We start from the raw sequence: 17,614 nt of genomic DNA, 5'->3' as shown, positions 1-17,614 counted from the left end.
ATCAATTTGAATTAAGCATTGTCATTCAATTTAAGGCTTTGCGTGGCGCATTTCCAGCCCTACCGACGTACGGGGTTTGAATCCTGTCCATGAACTGTCATTCGCATTTTGGGGCAGATCAAGGTATTTCGCGTAGTCCATGCCCTTCAGGTGAATGCCCAGAAAGGCCGTTACGAAGTGCTGGTTGATATTGTTGATTCGTCGTTCGTTCCAGGCGGGTTCGGCATAGCGCAGGTATTCGTCCAATGGTAAGCCAGGCTTAAGTGACTCCGCCGGGGGCGGGTTCGGCGCTACGTTATGCCGGGCGTTGGCGTAGGTCAGTAAATAACGGTCGGCGTTAACCGCGCCCTCGTAGATTGCCTTCGTTCCTTTTTCGTAACCCGAAATATCGTCCTTACTACCCGCGACAAACAAGATGGGCCGGGTTAGTCCCGCGAGCCCGTCGGCATCCCAAACGCCACGCTCCATACCCCAGGGGGCAAACGCCACTACGACTTTGATGCGCGGGTCCTGCGAAGCCTTGTATTCCGGCGCGGCAGTCATTCGGGTTTCAAGGGCGGTGCTGCCACCAGCCAGTTGCCCAAAGAATTTAGCTACCTGCGCACTGTATCCTGCGCCAACGGCGTTGAGTGCGCCATACCCACCCATCGAATAACCAATTAGACCAGTATTGCCCGCATCGAGCAACCCCGCCAAAAACGTTTTACTCGTCTTCTCCCCTAACCGGGCCATTTCGTTTAGGACGAACAGGTCATCGAGTGAGCGGTTGAGCAGCGTACTGGCAAATCCACCCGCGTCGCGAAAGGTCGATTCAGCATGGTCGATAGCCACCACTACGTAGCCCTTCGACGCTAAGTTTTCGGTGAGGTAAGTAAGCAGCAGCCGCGAGCCTAAGTAGCCGTGCGACACGATTACCAGAGGATACGCGCCCGTGCCGGGATTGGGTTGGGCATCGCGCAGGGCACGTCCGGCAAAGGTGAACGGAATCAGTGGGCGTTTGGGATCGTTGGAACTACCCATCACCTGCTCATACGTCACCCGTTCAGCTTTGCCAGCCGGAATATGAGCCGGATACCAGACTTCCACCGTCAGGGGGCGCGAGTAACGGGGCGTTTGCCCGTCTTTCGCACGAAGCACATCCAACTGATCGGGATGGGTCAGCGTCAGGGTACGAACGCCAACCGTATATATCCCCCGTGCGGCCAGTTCCGGTGCGTCGGGCAGCAGGTCGCCAAATACAAACGCATTTTTATCGTCCTGCGCGTGCACGACGGGGGGTAACAGCAACAAGCCAGTCAGCAGAACGAAAAAAAACAGGCAATGAAAGCGCATAGTGTAAAGATAGCGGGTTAGCCGATCAGAATGGCCTTTTTCACTTATCCATCCGTAGCGCTGTGAATAGGTAATTAAAAGTCAGTATTTGCCTGTTTCAGATCCAGTTTACTGATCCAGATATTCCGATACAGCACATCGTGGCCTTCTGCCTGTAGTTTTATACCGCCGGGCGTATCGGTGACGCCTTTACCCCCATCGTTGCCGCCGTCGATGCCTGAATTCGGCCCGCCCCAAACCTGGTTGATGCGTTGGTTGGTATGCGCTTTCTTACCGTTCAGATACACCGTCGCCATGGCTGGTTCGGTGCGTTTGCCGTCCTGAAACCGGGCCGCCCGAAACTGAATATCGTACGCGTTCCACTTACCAATACCGGTGTAAAGTTTATACGGCGACGGACTTTCGTTAATAATTGCACCCAAACCGTGCGAGGTCGTATCACCGTCGACGATCTGAACTTCGTAGCGATTCTGCAGGTACACGCCACTGTTACCACCCGGCTTGCTGATAAAGAACTCGACATGCAGCCGGAAATCGCGAAACGTTTCCTTGGTCACAATGTCGGCGGCTCCGTACTTGCCCCCCGCTGCGGCCGGGTCGTTGGTGTTCATGACGGTGCCGGGGCCAGCCGGGTCTTTCTCGATTGCCCACTTGATAGGCATTGTCGCAGCCAGCCGGGGGCCTTCCCAGTAAATCCACTTTTCGTCGAGCATTTTGCGCGAACCGTCGAAGAGGACTTCCGCCCCTCTGGGCACTTTGGCACCTACGCCAACCGGTTCTTTGGCGGTCAGGGCCACGCCCGCGCTAACGGCCACGAACAGCATGGCCCAGCGTACATAGACCTGCTTAGAGATGAATTGCTTCATAATCGTGATTTTTTGCCTTGTTTAATGAATGAAAATAGGCCTTGTCATAAGAACGTTCATTGTCTCATCTACCCACTACTCACTACGGGCGCGTTCTCGGACAACTCATTATGACGACCGGCTTTTTCGACTGAATCATATCAACCCGCTTGTCTGTATCGTTGTAAGGGGGATTTTTGTGCTTTTATTCAACGACGACCTGATGCACCTTCTTGTTCGCTTTACACTACTATTCAGCTTCATCGGCCTGTTTGCCGCCTGCCAACGTCCCACTGCTTACTTCCAGCGCACACCGCACACACCCGCTGCCCGGCTACCCCTCGACCAGCCGATGCTTGCCGCCGAAACCCAGTCCGATTCTGTCAATAGCGAACCCTATTCGGTTAACGCCCCCGTTGAAACAAATGAGCCAGTCGTTGCCAGCCGGAGCATCCTGCCTATCACTGCCGACCCAAACAAAGCCCGCGTCGAACGGCGGATGCACCGGATTCAGTCAATGCTAACTCCGCCAACCGGGACGGTCGATAAGCAGCCACGCCCCAAGCCAAAATCCAAACAGAATCTGCGGCTCGGCAACCGCATCCGCTCGGAGCTGGGCATTCCATTGCGCAAAGAACTTAACTGGTGGCAAAAGATTAGCTGGAAGCTGAAAGCATCGGTAATTGTGATATTGGTAGCGGTCGTATTTGCCATAACGAACGTCACTATTCTGGCCATCATCTTCGGCATCCTCGGCGCGTTTCTGCTGATTACGGGCCTGAAAAAATCAATGAAAGTACGCCGACCGTGGTTTTAAGATCAAATGAATAATGATTGTGAAAGGGTCGCTACTCATTCTACATTAACCATTATTCATTTGGTAAATCACTTGATGAATCGAATCGTGAGCGGGTACTTATAATACTCACCGCTATTGGCCTTAATGGCAGCAATGACGGTAAAGATGAGCCATACCGCGCCAACGATCCAGATTAGCACCAGACCAATCAGCAGTAAGAACAGCAGGAATGAAACCGCAGCGGCAATGGCCATCGTAATTTGAAAATTGACAGCTTCCTTGCCGTGATAATCGACAAATGCTGATTTGTCCTTCTGAACTTGCCAGATGATAAGCGGAGCCACAATGGCCCCAATCAATACGAACGAGCCGGGCAACGCGCTCAGGTGCGTGAGCATTGCCCACATCCGCTCGTCGGGATGACTCAGGGGCATTCCGGTAGATGAAAACGGCGGGGTTGGGGGTTGATTTTCCATGAGAGTGGGGAGTTTACGTTTGGTATGAAGCAACGTATTATAGTTGAGTGTCAATCGGCACCAATCGGAATTCCTCAATGGGTCGGCTGACTTCGTATAAAACGTCCGGGTCGAATGAGAGCGGACTGCTTTGCTTCTCTGCTGCATTATCGTTAAAGGTCAAATGCTCAACAGTAACGTTGACCCAATGCAGCGTTTTTCCGTCCGCTACTGAAGCGTATTTGAACGTATCGTAATCAAATGGAGCGGCTTCCGGCTCATCGGGCTGAACATCCCACTGTTGAAATAACTGCTCAAAGTCAATCACTCGAATTTCGCCTGTTGTCCAGCGAACCGTTATCTTGAACGGCTCGACCTTGATGATTTCTGTGATGTGTGGTAATTTATTCATGCTCGTTTTTGTGAACGGACAAACTCATTTAGTAATAACTCCTGTTTACCCTCAGCCCAAGCTACTACTCGCTTGAGTTGTTTCCCCGGCAGTTCACCACGAAGCACTTCTAACGTCCGAATGTCAATCAACGCTTCATATTCGGCGTAAATCGCATGAACGTGTGGCGTCCGCAACGGCGTACCGTCTGTGATCGCGTGGATAGTGGATATAGGTACAGTTTTATACTGTCGATTGTTGTGATGAGCATAAAGTTACGCTAATTCAATCACGCAATCGTCCTGCTCGACGGTAGTGCTTTCTTTCAGTATCACCTTCGATACGGTGCCTTCTTTGAGGGCGGCCACGATGCTTTCCATTTTCATGGCTTCAATTACGAATAGGGGCTGATTTTTCTTTACCACGTCGCCTTCCTTGACCAGGATGCGCGTCAAACGGCCCTGCAACGGTGCGCCTACGTCACCATCTTTGCTGGCTTTGGCGTTCATCTGCTTCTCCACTTTCGAGGCCCGGTCGCGCATTTGCACCTGCCGACTCTGACCGTTCAGCTCAAACGTAATTGTCCGCATCCCGAACTCGTCTGGCTCCGACTTGAACAGCAGCCGCACGAGGATGTTCTTGCCTTCTTCAATGTTAATCAGAATCTCCTCATTCTCCTGCAAGCCGTAGAAAAACGCGGGTGTCGGAATCATGCTCACATCGCCGTACTGCTCAATGGCTTTGTAGTACTCATCATACACCTTCGGGTACATTTGGTACGACAGATAATCCACGAAACCATCGTTGAGCGGGTACTTTTCTTTGAACGTATTGAAATCAGCGTCAAAGTCGATTGGTTTCAGGTGCTCGTTGGGTCGGCCGGTGATGGGCTGTTCACCCTTCAACACCACCTGCTGCATGGCTTCGGGAAAGCCCCCGACGGGTTGGCCAAGTTCGCCCTTAAAAAAGCCTTTCACCGATTCCGGGAACGACAGCGACTCTCCTTTTGCCAGCACATCATCGGCGGTGAGATTATTGGCGGTCATGAAAATAGCCATGTCGCCCACGACTTTCGATGATGGCGTTACTTTCACAATGTCGCCGAAGAGTTGGTTGGCGACGACGTAGTTTTTCTTGAGCGTCTCAAACTTATCACCTAAGCCTGTCGCGATGGCCTGCGGTTTGAGGTTAGAATACTGCCCGCCCGGAATCTCATTTTCGTAGACCTCCGCGCTGCCCGCCTTCATGCCCGATTCAAACGGGTAATAATATTCCCGCACGTCTTCCCAGTAGTTGGAATAGGCATTCAGCGACGGCAGATTAATTGGACATTCGCGCTCGTGCCCCTGCATCATAGCCACCACCGAGTTGAAATTCGGCTGCGAGGTCAACCCCGACAATGCACCGAGCGCACAGTCCACAATGTCGACACCCGCGTCAATTGCTTTCAGGTAGGTAGCGGCCTGAATGCCCGGCGTATCGTGGGTGTGCAGGTGAATCGGAATGCTCACCGCTTTTTTCAACTCCGACACCAGCACTTCAGCCGCCAGGGGTTTCAGTAGTCCCGCCATGTCTTTGATACACAGCAGGTGTACGCCTTCATCTTCAAGTTGGCGGGCTAAGTCGAGATAATAGCTTAGATTGTATTTCTCATGCTTTTTCGGATCGAGCATATCACCCGTGTAGCAAATGGCTCCTTCACACAGCGCGTCGGTGCGTTCGCGGACGGCCCGGATGCTCACTTTCATGGCGTTGATCCAGTTCAGCGAATCGAAAATGCGGAATACGTCGATGCCGGACTGATACGACTGCTCCACGAACTTTTCGATCAAATTGTCGGGATACGCCGAGTAACCGACCGCGTTGGAGCCGCGAAACAGCATTTGCAGCAGCATGTTGGGCATGGCTTCACGCAGGGCCGCTAAGCGTTTCCACGGACTTTCGTACAGGAACCGCATGGATACGTCGAAGGTGGCCCCGCCCCACACTTCCATCGAAAACAGGTCGGGGTGATTTTTGGAAAACCCCTCGGCCACCTTCTGCAAATCCTGCGTCCGAACGCGCGTCGCCAGTAGCGACTGATGCCCGTCGCGGAAGGTTGTGTCGGTATACAGGACGCTCTTCTGGTCACGCACCCATTGCACAAATCCCTCGCGACCGAGTTCCTTCAGCCGGTCGCGGTTACCGGCCGGGTACGCGCCGTACACATCGAAGGGTGGAATGATGGGCGTGCGAAATACCCGACCATCGTGCTTCTTCTTTACTTCGGGATTGCCGTTCACAATCACGTCGGCGAGGTAGTTGAGCGCTCGTGTAGACCGGTCCTGCGGCTTGCGGAAGTTGAACAGTTCTGGGTGCGTTTCAATGAACGACACCCGCGCTTCGCCCCGCTGGAAAATGGGGTGGCTGATAACGTTGAGCAGGAACCCAATGTTGGTTTTGACGCCCCGGATGCGGAACTCCAGCAGGGCACGCGTCAGGCGCTGGGTAGCTCCTTTAAGCGTACGGCCCCGCGCTGACACCTTCACAATCATGGAGTCGAAATACGGCGAGATTTTGACGCCCGCGTAGCTGCTCCCCTCGTCTAAGCGAATGCCGAACCCAGCCGCATTCCGGTAGGCAATGATGGTCCCGAAATCGGGTTTGAAGCCGTTGGCGGGGTCTTCGGTGGTGATGCGGCACTGAATGGCAAAGCCGTTGAGCGGTATCTCGTCCTGGTGATTGATGTAGATACCGTTGTCGGACAGTTTATAGCCCATCGCAATCAGAATCTGCGTCCGAACGATGTCGATGCCCGTAATTTCTTCCGTAATCGTGTGCTCAACCTGAATCCGGGGATTCACCTCAATGAAGTAGATGTTCTCCTGCTTATCGACCAGAAACTCGACCGTACCCGCGTTGGAGTAGTTAACCGCCCGGCCCAGTTGCAGCGCGTATTCGTAAAGCTTGTGCTTGGTTTCCTGCTTCAGCCCAAACGACGGGGCCACCTCGACCACCTTCTGAAACCGCCGTTGCACCGAGCAGTCGCGCTCATACAGGTGAACGATGCTGCCGTGCTGATCGCCCAGTAGCTGCACCTCAATGTGCTTGGGGTCTTCAATGAATTTCTCTAAGAAAATGGTGTCGTCGCCGAACGCATTTTTCGCTTCGTTCTTAGCCTCGTTGAACGACTTCTCGAAATCATCGGCGTTCCGAACCACGCGCATTCCGCGCCCACCGCCCCCGGCCGCAGCCTTTACCATCACCGGAAAGCCAATGCGTTCAGCTTCGCTTTGCGCCCGTGCGGCTGTCATGTTCTCTTCCAGCGAGTCGGGAATGAGCGGTACTCCGGCTTTTTGAGCGAGGTTTTTAGCCCGCACCTTATCGCCGAGCGCGTCCATTGCTTCCGGCGACGGCCCCACGAAAATGATGTTTTCGTCGCGGCATCGCCGGGCGAGCGTCACGTTTTCCGACAAAAATCCGTAGCCGGGATGTATCGCGTCGATCTTGTGGCGTTTGGCCAGTAGGATAATGCCTTCAATGTCGAGATAGGGCTTGAGCGGGTCCTCGTCGCGCCCGATCTGGTAGCCTTCATCAGCTTTGTAGCGGTGGAGCGAATAGCGGTCCTCGTAGGTGTAAACGGCGACAGTGGTGATGCCCAGTTCGGTGGCAGCCCGCATGATGCGGATGGCGATTTCGCCCCGGTTAGCCACGAGCAGGCGGTTGATGGGGCGGATGTAGTCTTTCATAAGTTCGGGCAAAATCGGCTTCAGGCTGTAGCATTGTTAAACGACAAGGCAAGATTGTTGAAAATTCCGAAAAACGGGCAATCACCGGTAGAAACGATTGGAACAGAAGGAATTTTGTCTGGATATTGCCATCTAATGACCGTAACTATGAATTTTGACCAACGGGTCGGTTCAGTTAGCCCATAGCGAAGAGAATTGTGTAGGATGTTTTTCGTAAATTTCCTCGGAAAATTAACTTTAGTTAGGATGCAACTGACCGCTGTTTATTTAAAAGTGCCGGAAGGCTACGTTGGCTTTGTCGAAGAACTGCCCGGAGCTAATACACAAGGAGATACACTGGAAGAAGCCCGAACCAATTTACAGGAAGCTGTTCAGTTAGTTTTGGAAGCCAATCGGCTATTAGCTGAAGAAACAATCATTGGACAGGACGTCATTCGGGAGATGATGCCGCTTGCCACCTGATGAAGCGGCTCGATCTTATCCGGCATTTAGAGAAACAGGGTTGTGAATTACTTCGTGAAGGGGGCAGTCACACGATGTACGTAAACCGGGCCACGCAACGGTCATCGGCAGTACCGTGTCACTGGGAAGTAAACGATTTCTTGGCTCGCAAAATCTGCCGCGATTTGCAGATTATTGAGCCATAGCGATTAGATAACTACCCGCGCCTGACAAAAGAAGCGTTGCAGGCAGTGTTTGCTTACGTCCACGCTACAATGAAGGACAATCTGCTCTTGTTTCCAACGACCAACCTTCGCCAGGCTTCATGAAGTTTCTGGCCGACGAGAACTTTCCAATCATAGCCCATGAAAACTCTCCCCTTTACTCTAATCACCGCCAGCCTGGTAATCAGGCTGGCCTTTTCGGCTTCGGCCCAGAACACCACAAATGACCGAATGCGCATTGCCGCTGAGATGGAGAAGTCGATTCGTACCGAGATGCTCAACAAGTGGTATCCGCAGGCCGTTGACAAGGAGTTCGGCGGTTTTCTGAGCACATTCAGTCATGATTTCAAACCGACGGGACCACAGGATAAGATGATTGTGACGCAGGCCCGCCACACCTGGACAACGGCCAAAGCCGCCGAGCGATACCCCACCGTTACGTACTACAAAGAGAACGCCCGACACGGGTTTCAATTCCTACGCGATGTGATGTGGGATAAGCAGTACGGCGGTTTTTATAACTTAGTCGACCGGCAGGGCAAGGTGAAAGGCGAACCCAACAAAGAAGCCTACGGAAACGCCTTTGGGCTTTATGCGCTGAGTGCTTATTACCACATGTCGCACGACACAGCCGCGCTGAATCTGGCCAAAAAATCATTCGCCTGGCTGGAGCAGCATAGCCACGATTCGATCCATAAGGGTTACTTCCAGCACCTGCGCCGGGATGGTACGCCCATTCAACGCGATGCATCCGTAGCCTCTACTGCCAACACTGGCTATAAAGACCAGAACAGTTCCATTCACCTGCTGGAAGCCCTAACCGAACTGTACGGCGTATGGCCCGACAAACTGGTACGCGAGCGATTAGACGAAATGCTCCGGCTGGTGCGCGACGTGATTACGACGCCCAAAGGCAATCTGGTCCTGTTTTTTAAGCCCGACTGGACCCCGGTTTCGTTTCGGGACTCGTCGGAAGCCAGTGTGCTAAAGCACCGGAATCTGGACCATGTTTCGTTCGGCCACGATGTTGAAACGGCTTACCTGATGCTGGAAGCCTCGCTGGCGCTGGGCCTGAAAAACGACACAAAAACGCTACAGGTGGGCAAACGAATGGTGGATCATGCCTTAGCCAACGGCTGGAACAAAAAAGTAGGGGGTTTCTACGACCAGGGCTACTATTTTAAAGATAAACCGGGCATGACCATCATCAATGAAAGCAAGAACTGGTGGTCGCAGGCCGAAGGGCTGAACACGCTCCTGCTCATGGCCGATAAATACCCCGACGATCCAATGCGCTATTTCGACCAGTACAAGCTGCTTTGGCAGTACTGCCAGACGTATCTGATTGATCATCAGTATGGCGAATGGTACGAAGAAGGGCTGGACAAGGACCCCGAACGCAAAACGGCCTTGAAGGGTCATATCTGGAAAGCGGCTTACCATACCTACCGGGCCTTGTCAACCTGCGTCGACGAATCAACCAATAAACACGCCGATCACGCGACTCATAAGTAACGGCAGCGTATGCCTGGACGTCGAAGCCTACAGCACCGCCGACAAGAAATACAATGGCATGGAACGGGCGAACAAGAATCGGTAAGGGATTAATCGAATAGCCATACAGACCGCTAACTCGATTGAGTCGGCAGACCGTATGGTTTAAATGAATGAGTCAGGGGGCCGAAGTATCCCCAACTAACTCGTGATGGTTTCAGTACGCCCGACCGTCGTAGCCACCGTCGGCGTCGTAATTGTGGCAATGTAGCGCCACTCGGACTGGACCCGGCTGTTGCTGAAATTAACCAGCGTGTACCCTCGTCGGGACGCGTCTAAGTAATTTAGATCGTCGATCAGCAGGGCCAGCGCCTGTTCAAAACCGCTCAGAGCGGCTGGATTCAGACCCAAGTAAGCTTCGAAGCCCGGCGACGTTACCGAAGGCGTAGCAATTTCCCGACCCACCCGTGAGCCGTTAGCCGCCGTCAGGTCCGAATACCAGCCGTTGTGTGTGTCACCAGACAGGGCAACCAATTTCTTACCTCCTGCCAGCGCGTACACCGTTTCCCGCTCCACCGGGTAGCCATCCCAGGCGTCTAAATTATACGGCAGAACCGTACGGATGCGAGCCAGTTCCTGAGCCGTTAACGTAGGATCACTCGCTAAGGATCGGGCCTTGATCTGCGTTAAAGTCTGAAGGAGCGTCTGGAAAGCAGTGAACGTAGCCGGACTAACGGAACCGCGGGCATCGACCTCGCCGACAATCTGCGAAATAGACACCAACAGCTCTGCAGGAACGTACATCTTGCCCATCAGCACCTGCTGGCCCAGCACCTGCCACGTGGCTTTACCGGCGCTCAGGACTCCGCCCAACCAATTCCGTTGCTCGCTGCCCAGGATGGTTCGGGCGGGATCTAACCAGGCCCGCTGAAAAGCCGCAGCGTCTAACTGGCCGGTGCTGTTAAAATAAGTGGCGTAACTGAGTTGCTTGTCCCGCCCGATGATTCGGGTATCGAGCATGTGCAGGTTCAGGATGTTGCCGAAAGCGAAGGTGCGGTAGATTTTGGTATCGTCCGGCGTCCGTACGCCGATGTACTCGTGGTAGGCTTTCAGCGCATTGGCCTTCCGGACGTTGAAATCGCCTTCGCCGGGATTATGATTCTGCGCCCCGTCCTTGTAAGCATCGTTAGTTAGCTCGTGGTCGTCCCAGACACAGATAAACGGCTTTTTCTGGTGCGCCAACTGAAGTTGCGGATCGCTCCGGTACTGTTTGTGACGGGTCCGGTAATCGGCCAGATCAATGATCTCTTTAGCGGGCGAATGGGCACGGCCCAGCGCGTCCGTTGTCGGATTCGTGCCGTACTGCCCCGGCGCGTATTCGTAGATGTAATCGCCTAAGTGCACGATAACGTCGGCTTCGGAATTGGCCATGGCCCCGTACACATTGAACAAACCGTAAGGATAGTTTGAGCAGGAGCAAACGGCCAGCTTTACCTCATTCAGCTCATCGCCTTTAGGCAAAGTTTTGGTTTCGCCAATGGGCGATGTAATGGCCGTGTTGGTGATGGTGAATTTGTAGTAATACTTCATGTTCGACGTCAGACCGCTGATGTCGACGCTGACCGTGAAATCGTCGTTGACGGAAGCATCAATCATCTCGGTTTTGACGACCGAGTTGAACGCGCCGTCCGTGGCGATCTGGTACGTCAGCGTAACCGTAGGCGTTCCGGTGGCTGGCGTTACGCGCGTCCAGAGAATGATCTGATTATCGGTTGGGTCAAAACTGGCAACCCCGTAGTCGAAGCCACCCCGCTGGTTAGGGTTATTCGGATCGGGACCTTGGTGATCGGAGCAGCTTCCCACCAATACGGTCGATAAGACCAGTCCACCGACGCCTAAAGCGGATTTTTCGAGGAATTCTCTTCGCTTGATTGTATTCTTGTTTGCCATTGATCGGAGCCTTGGTTCAGGATACATTTCCCTTCGCAAAGCTACGGTTGGCGTATGTCCGCAACGTCACGGCAACTTTACTGCTACGTTAATCAATTACCCATGAACAACACGAAATTTTAACGGTAAAAACGACTGAATTCCTGGTCCGGCTTACGTCGAAACCCACAGCACAGCCGACAAGATTTACAACGGCATGGAGCGGTTCAACAAGAATCGGCAAATTCAATCAGTCCTTACAAAGCCCTCATCAAAATCGCCAGTGATTGTTCTTTCCGCTCAACTGATTGCCCGGTTCCATGCGTTGCGGGCGTTGAAAGATGAGTTGCGGATTAAGGGGTTGATTGGGTAATCGGTAACGTGTTCTACTCCGCTAAAATCGCGTATAACTCCCGATTGACGAAGTAATGATTACCGCCTACTATTTTACGCTCCAGTATCTCCAGTTCGACCAGTTTATTCAAATAGTCACGAGCCGTATTTTCGGAGAAAGTTCGGTCTTCGGTGAGATGCCGAATCCGGGTGACAGGTTGCGTAAATATCTTCTGCGTAAGTTGATCGGGCCGACGGATACTTTTGTGTTTAGCAATCAGGTCCAGCATAGCATCCCGAGCCGCTATGATACGATTGATTTTCTCATACGTCAGGTTTGCCGTTTGTTCCACAGCTTTGAGCATGTATAGCAACCAGGTTTGCCAGTCCCCTCGTTGCGAAACACCCGCCAATGCGCTATAATAGTCTTCTTTGTGGTCTACAATGTAGCGGCTCAGGTATAGAATAGGGTAATCCAATAACCCTTTGTGAGTCAAATAATGGATGCTGAAGACCCGCCCGATACGACCATTACCATCGCGAAACGGGTGAATTGCCTCAAACTGGAAATGGGCAATAGCCATCTTTAGCAGCGGATCAATCCGATAGGTCTGATCATCGTTCAGGAAGTCTGCTAAATTGTTCAGTTTAGCTTCCAGAATTCCCTCCCCACGCGGGGGCGTATACACCGGCTTACCGGCGTTCGGTCCACTGCCCCCCTGCCGAACATATACCTGTGAGAAAACGGGTCGGAATCCCTCATCCGACTGCTTGATCTCCCGAGACGTCTGAATGAAATAAGCTAACGTAAAGTTGTTCTGCTCCTGCAAGTGATGATAGCCTTTCCACAAAGCCTCCCGGTAGCGTAGTATTTCTTTAGTAGGTTCAGAAACTTGTTCCGGCGTGCTTTCGCTGAACGCCCGATACAACTCGTCATCCGTCGTGAATATGTTTTCAATGGCACTGGAATCTTTCGCTTCCTGCAAACTAATGGAATTGATTAGCAGCCCCTGATTGGGAATAGCCACACTACGTCCCTGCAAGCGGCCTAATGCCTCTTTTGCATACCCGAGCTGTTCAAAAACAGCAATCGTACGATACAAATCGGGGTGAATGGGTAGGTCCGGCAATGCATTCCAAGGTACGTTTCTATCCCGATTTATTTGGTAAAGCAGTCCATCAGCCATTAAAATTGACCTTTTTTAAGGTTAGCTGCACAAATGTACCTTAAAAGTAAGGTTGCGAATGGTAGCTAACCTTAAAAGAGAGAATTTTTAAGGTTAGTCTGTAACGACTTTCAAACTGTAGATGAATTTTTTTTCGTCAGGATCACAGCGGATTTCTGCGCCAGCAAAGCGGGCCTTATATCGTCGTCTTCATCCATACCCCAGATGTGAGCATGAGCCAGGTTATCAAAGCCATGTTCGGCTACTGTGCAGGGTTCATGAAACGTGGATAGTCCAATGGCGATTACATCAACATTGGATAGGGAAGCCAGTGCAAATTTGGTTAGGTCACGCACCGATTGCTCTGGCGTGGTCAGGCTGGCCACATCAACGGATAGTTTACCCTGATCTTTTGGGCGCATTTTGAAGTTCCGGGAGGTTGGTCGGCCATCGGGGTCAACATACTTATGCCAGGGAGTGCGGTATATGCTTCGGTAAAGTTGTTCGTCGTCTGCTACGGGGCTTTTATTCATCAATCATTACATTATTGGTTCAGCCACTGCAACGTCTCCCGTAACGACTCTGGTGTCAATGGTCCTTGTCGAGGTATCTCATCAGGGCTGATACAAACAAATTTGTTTCGCCCGCCCGGATACGCCAGAAGCTCGGCCGACTTATCGCCATTGCGGAGATTAATCATGACTTCGCCAACCGGCCCCGGCGACGTGTGATAAATGGGGTGACCTGTCACGGTCAGTAAAAGAGCAATATCAAGCGCTGACAGCACTGTTTGATGCGTAGGCGCAATGGCTCTGTCCTCATCCTAACCATCGGTGAGATGCTGGTACGAAACGATGGCGGTCAAATGCTGTCGATTCAATGAGGACACGCCAAAATCGTTACCAGACTGAACCGGGTTCGTTTGTTGCGTCAGTATATCCTGCGCGAAGTCGAGAGTGTCAAACATAAGTGAATTGAATTTCACGTATCATGCTCATTGCCGTACTGTTTCAGGCTGAATTTGCCAGTTTATAGGGCGTTTTCAAAGTTAGACACTTGTTAGTTGCTGTTGTATCTTGTCGGTCATAAGCGATCATCTACTTTTTATGAGCAGTCAATCCTCCGTTCTAACCTACTTACAAAACGTTAAAAAGGCCAACACCGAAGAAGCTAAGAAACAGCATTTCTATCTTTTACTCACCGAGTTGTTCGCAGGCGATGTTAACGCGCTAACTATTGTTAAACAGATGGCTGCCGGTGCCGAAAAAACCGTGTTTAATATTCCTAAAGCTGGCCGCACTAAAACCGGACGGGCAGACACGCAATACCGGCAGGTGATAATTGAGTTCGAAAACGATATTAAAAACACCGCCAAACGTGAACACGCGGAATATCAGCTTAAAGAATATTTTGCCGGTAATTATAACACCAATGCTCAGTTTGACTTTTACCTGATTGCTACCGACTGTATCCGCTGGAATATCTACGGCCCGAAGCCTGAAAGCTACCTGAATAAATCGAAGATTGCGCCCGACGATGTTCAGCTAAAAGTGGTGGATAGCTTTGTGCTGACCGAAACTAACGTGGGTGACTTTTTTGGTTTTATTGATCGCTACCTCTTTCGGTCAAGCAAGCAGATACCAACGCTCGATACCATACAGATTGATTTTGGCGACAGTTCGGCGCTCTTCATGGAGGTTTTTGCGGGTATGAAACTCCTGTATGACGACATCAGCGGGGAGCCTGAAATTCAAACAGCGTATCGGGAGTGGACTCGTTTCATGAGCGTGGCATACGGCAGTTTCAACGCATCGGGCGAGGTGTTCCTGGTGCATACGTACCTGAGTGTATTTGCCAAACTCATTGCTTATGAGGTGCTCAGTCGGGATGCGTACATTGATGCCACCGAAATGCGGGCCGTGTTGAACGGCACCATTTTTCAGCGGTATAACGTCGAAAACTTTGTCGAAAACGATTTCTATCAGTGGGTTACGGTAGACAACTATTTCTACCGGCTTAAACGGTATTTCAGTAAAATCGCCGATACTATTTCGGAATATGATTTTACCAATGTCCAGTCCGATATCCTGAAAGGAGTTTATCAGCACCTGATCGACCTCGAAACCCGCCATGCCCTCGGCGAGTATTACACGCCCGACTGGTTATGTGAGAAAGTAGTGGACCATTTCGACTTTGCCCGCGATGCTCAGATTCTGGACCCGTCCTGCGGTTCCGGCTCGTTTCTAATTGCCAGCGTGAACCGGCTCCGTAAACTACACCCCGACCTATCGCCCGAAGCCATTGCCGGACAGGTCGCGGGCATTGATATTCACCCGTTGTCGGTGCAGGTAGCCAAGACAACCCTGCTACTGGCCCTGGGCGAATCGCTGCGGGATGCCCGTCGGCCTGTTTCGTTGCGGGTTTATCTGGCTAATAGTCTCATCACGCCCCAATTGGGTGCTATCAATTTATTCGATGAAGAGTTTGGCATAACCATCGACGAGAAGCGCTACTACCTGCCAACCGGTGCGTTCGATGACCCAACCTTATTCGATCATGCCGTTTCGGTAGCCGATGGATTAGCCAACGACACCGCCGGTGGCTCGGCAGCCCCGGCAATGGCCCTGACCAACGCCGTCCGAAGTAGCTACCCTAAAACGTCCGATGGATTGTTGAGTAAGTTCTACGACATTTATCTGGCCCTAAAACGGGCAAAAGAAATGGGTCGCGACAGCATCTGGAAGTTCATCCTGCAAAACAGCTATAAGCCCTTTTTCCTCCGAAAGCGGTTTGACTACGTGGTTGGCAATCCGCCCTGGTTTACCTACAACAGTATCAAAAATGCTGATTATCAGCAATCACTACGGGTGCTGGCTACTCGCTATGACCTGATTCCAGCACAAAAGGCCCTGATGCCTCAGCTCGAAATCGCAGCTATTTTTATGAGCCACGTGAGCAGCTATCTGTTGCGCGAAAAGGGGAAAATGGCTTTTGTGCTGCCCCGTAGTTTTTTGAGTGCTACCCAGCACGAGAATACCCGGTCTGGCTCGGCCAAAGGCTTTCGGCTTACCGATGTCTGGGATTTGAAAGACGTAAAGCCGCTGTTCAATATTCCCTCCTGTGTATTGTTTGCTCAACAGGCCAACGTAGCTAAGTCCTTCCCTGCTGCTGGCTTGCCGGGCCTGGTAATTGCCGGTAATGTGGGCAAACACAATGCCACATTCAGCGAAGTAGCGGGAAAACTAACCCTGATGCCGACGCACTGGTACGTAGCCCGGCAACAAAAAACCTCGGCACTAACCACGGTCAAACCGGGTGTTGGCGGGCCAGTCATGACGAACTTTTACCGGGAACACTTCCGAAACGGGGCGACCATGTTTCCCCGTAACTTTTATTTCGTCAAACTTGAAGGGTCCGCGCCCCCCGACTGGCACGACCGGGTGTTGGCAGTTCGGTCTGACGATGCCAATGATAAAGACGCAAAAATGCCCTGGAAAGGCCTGAAACTGACCGGACGTATTCATTCGCAGTTTTTGTTTCGCACGGCCTTAGCGCGAAACATGGTGCCGTTTGCTCAACTTGCCCTACCCTTAGTGCTGTTACCGCTGGAAGTACAGAAAGTTCAATCATCGGAGGGCCATTCGCTGGAGCGTCTCAAACTGCTTGATTACAAAGACATTCAGCTACTGGGCCGCCTAGAAACGGCTCGTTGGTTTAAAGAAGTAGAGAGTACCTGGGTAAAACACCGCACGGAGAACAATGTCAAAATCAGCAGCACAGATTACTTGAATTGGCAGCATAAATTAACTGAGCAAAACCTTCACGCAAAATTTGCGGTACTCTATTCTGCTTCGGCGAAAGACGCCAATGCGTTTGTTTACGAGCGTGGTACGCTGGATTTGAAATACATCGTTGACAAGGCTGCTTACGCTTTCTACACCAACTCTGAGCAGGAAGCCCATTACCTGACGGCGTTTCTAAATGCTAACTCTACCAACTTCTCGATGAAACCCTTTCAATCGACAGGCTTGTTTGGTGCCAGAGATGTCTCCAAAAAAATCTTAGATGTGCCACTGCCGCAATTCAAGGCTGATAATCCGTTGCATGTTCGGCTGGCGGAGTTGGGCAAGGCGTGTGCCGGGTTAGTAGCCGGGTACATTGCTGTCAACGACTTAGCCAATCAGGCCTATAACGTCGGCCGGGAGCGCAGCGAGATCCGCAACCGGCTGCTGGCGGAGGAGCTACGGGAAATTGATGTGATATTGGGCAAACTAATTGGCTAACAAAGTAATCCCGTTGCACTCACCTATCTATCGTGGCTGACGTAAACGCTAACGCCGGTCTCCGCGTTTACGGAACTGAAACGATTTTTCTGACCGTTAACGATAAATAGTTGCTTTCGTCAGCGTTACTGAATATACTTGCCTGTCAACCCGTTTAGCTATTGATCTGTAAAGTAGTAGCTATTTGTCGGGCC

15 protein-coding genes are annotated in these 17,614 nt (G+C 51.8%); 5 read left to right on the top strand and 10 right to left on the bottom strand.

Annotation, left to right across the window (positions count from 1 at the left end; genetic code table 11):
* Positions 1–30: 30 nt before the first annotated feature.
* Positions 31–1,332 (bottom strand): alpha/beta hydrolase family protein, encoded by a 1,302-nt coding sequence (locus tag ACYVHB_RS11220; protein WP_461051817.1) that lies wholly within the window; start codon positions 1,330–1,332, stop codon positions 31–33.
* A gap of 74 nt (positions 1,333–1,406) precedes the next feature.
* Complete coding sequence (locus tag ACYVHB_RS11215) at positions 1,407–2,156, bottom strand: 3-keto-disaccharide hydrolase (protein WP_461051994.1); 750 nt, start codon at positions 2,154–2,156, stop codon at positions 1,407–1,409.
* Between the two features lie 244 nt (positions 2,157–2,400).
* On the opposite strand from ACYVHB_RS11215, the gene ACYVHB_RS11210 reads away from it, so the two are divergent.
* The gene (locus ACYVHB_RS11210; protein WP_461051816.1) at positions 2,401–2,994 is read left to right on the top strand and encodes a hypothetical protein; all 594 of its coding nucleotides are present in this window, start codon (positions 2,401–2,403) and stop codon (positions 2,992–2,994) included.
* Positions 2,995–3,062: 68 nt separating this feature from the next.
* Here the strand turns inward: ACYVHB_RS11210 and ACYVHB_RS11205 are convergent, their stop codons facing one another.
* The 4 genes from ACYVHB_RS11205 to ACYVHB_RS11190 all read right to left on the bottom strand — a co-directional run bounded on the left by ACYVHB_RS11205 (position 3,063) and on the right by ACYVHB_RS11190 (position 7,550).
* Complete coding sequence (locus ACYVHB_RS11205; RefSeq protein ID WP_461051815.1) at positions 3,063–3,452, bottom strand: DUF4870 domain-containing protein; 390 nt, start codon at positions 3,450–3,452, stop codon at positions 3,063–3,065.
* Between the two features lie 37 nt (positions 3,453–3,489).
* Positions 3,490–3,843, bottom strand: a complete 354-nt coding sequence (locus ACYVHB_RS11200; RefSeq protein ID WP_461051814.1) for a hypothetical protein — start codon at positions 3,841–3,843, stop codon at positions 3,490–3,492.
* The gene (locus ACYVHB_RS11195) at positions 3,840–4,019 is read right to left on the bottom strand and encodes a DUF4160 domain-containing protein (RefSeq protein WP_461051813.1); all 180 of its coding nucleotides are present in this window, start codon (positions 4,017–4,019) and stop codon (positions 3,840–3,842) included. Before ACYVHB_RS11195 ends, ACYVHB_RS11200 begins: the two co-directional genes overlap by 4 nt.
* Positions 4,020–4,097: 78 nt before the next feature.
* Positions 4,098–7,550 carry a pyruvate carboxylase gene (locus ACYVHB_RS11190; RefSeq protein ID WP_461051812.1) on the bottom strand — a complete coding sequence of 1,151 codons (3,453 nt, stop codon included), beginning with the start codon at positions 7,548–7,550 and terminating at the stop codon, positions 4,098–4,100.
* Positions 7,551–7,796: 246 nt separating this feature from the next.
* Between ACYVHB_RS11190 and ACYVHB_RS11185 the strand changes: the two genes are divergently transcribed.
* From ACYVHB_RS11185 to ACYVHB_RS11175, 3 genes are all read left to right on the top strand, one after another.
* Positions 7,797–8,012 (top strand): type II toxin-antitoxin system HicB family antitoxin, encoded by a 216-nt coding sequence (locus tag ACYVHB_RS11185; protein ID WP_461051811.1) that lies wholly within the window; start codon positions 7,797–7,799, stop codon positions 8,010–8,012.
* Complete coding sequence (locus ACYVHB_RS11180) at positions 8,012–8,197, top strand: type II toxin-antitoxin system HicA family toxin (protein WP_461051810.1); 186 nt, start codon at positions 8,012–8,014, stop codon at positions 8,195–8,197. Before ACYVHB_RS11185 ends, ACYVHB_RS11180 begins: the two co-directional genes overlap by 1 nt.
* A gap of 159 nt (positions 8,198–8,356) precedes the next feature.
* Entirely contained in the window at positions 8,357–9,730 is a 1,374-nt protein-coding gene (locus tag ACYVHB_RS11175) for an AGE family epimerase/isomerase (protein ID WP_461051809.1), read from the top strand.
* A 180-nt stretch (positions 9,731–9,910) separates the two neighbouring features.
* Here ACYVHB_RS11175 and ACYVHB_RS11170 read toward each other — a convergent pair whose 3' ends face one another.
* The 4 genes from ACYVHB_RS11170 to ACYVHB_RS11155 all read right to left on the bottom strand — a co-directional run bounded on the left by ACYVHB_RS11170 (position 9,911) and on the right by ACYVHB_RS11155 (position 14,104).
* Positions 9,911–11,659, bottom strand: a complete 1,749-nt coding sequence (locus ACYVHB_RS11170) for an alkaline phosphatase D family protein (RefSeq protein WP_461051808.1) — start codon at positions 11,657–11,659, stop codon at positions 9,911–9,913.
* Positions 11,660–12,024: 365 nt separating this feature from the next.
* On the bottom strand, positions 12,025–13,158 hold the full coding sequence (locus ACYVHB_RS11165; protein ID WP_461051807.1) for a Fic family protein: 1,134 nt from the start codon (positions 13,156–13,158) through the stop codon (positions 12,025–12,027).
* 110 nt (positions 13,159–13,268) lie between these two features.
* Positions 13,269–13,670: a hypothetical protein gene (locus tag ACYVHB_RS11160; RefSeq protein WP_461051806.1), complete on the bottom strand. Its 402-nt coding sequence runs from the start codon at positions 13,668–13,670 to the stop codon at positions 13,269–13,271.
* Between the two features lie 290 nt (positions 13,671–13,960).
* Entirely contained in the window at positions 13,961–14,104 is a 144-nt protein-coding gene (locus ACYVHB_RS11155; RefSeq protein WP_461051805.1) for a hypothetical protein, read from the bottom strand.
* A gap of 139 nt (positions 14,105–14,243) precedes the next feature.
* Here ACYVHB_RS11155 and ACYVHB_RS11150 point away from each other — a divergent pair, with 139 nt between their 5' ends.
* Entirely contained in the window at positions 14,244–17,420 is a 3,177-nt protein-coding gene (locus tag ACYVHB_RS11150; RefSeq protein ID WP_461051804.1) for an N-6 DNA methylase, read from the top strand.
* Positions 17,421–17,614 lie beyond the last annotated feature (194 nt).

It is taken from the genome of Spirosoma arcticum (assembly GCF_054779955.1).
Note: the sequence above shows the minus strand (reverse complement) of the source record. Positions and strands in the feature narration are given on the sequence as shown.